The 475-nt window shown below is 65.3% G+C and carries 1 protein-coding gene; it reads right to left on the bottom strand.

Features of this window, described 5'->3' with window-relative positions; all coding sequences use genetic code 11:
• Positions 1 to 475 (bottom strand): penicillin-binding transpeptidase domain-containing protein (locus AC1D0P_RS28990; RefSeq protein ID WP_477679893.1); only part of this gene is annotated, 475 nt, incomplete at both ends.

Here is a 475-nt window from a genome sequence, read left to right as displayed (position 1 = left end):
GTGTAGCCGTTGTCCAGCGCCGCCGAATAGACGAACGGCTTGAAGGACGAACCCGGCTGCCGCATCGCCTGCGTCGCCCGGTTGAACTCAGATTGTGAATAGGAGAAGCCGCCGACCATGGCCAAGACACGACCTGTCTGCGGGTCCATGGCGACAAGACCACCCTGCACTTTCGGCGGCTGGCGCAACTGGTAGCCGCCGTCGTCCAGCGCCTGGACATAGATGACATCACCCGTGTCGACCACGCCGGTCGGATCCTTGGCGGCCTTGCGATCACTCGCCGACGGGCGGTAAGCCCATTTCATGTCCTTGGCATCGATGCGGCCGGTCTTCCGGTCCGCGGCGATCTTGCCGCCGCCGTCTACATCCGGCCGTATGCCAATATCCACACCGGCATTGTCCGCGGCAAGCACCACGGCGAGCTTCCATTCCGGCACGTCACGGAGCGGCGGCAGCTTGGCGAGCGGCACGCCCC

This window comes from Polaromonas sp. P1_G2 (assembly GCF_056405515.1).
Note: the sequence above shows the minus strand (reverse complement) of the source record. Positions and strands in the feature narration are given on the sequence as shown.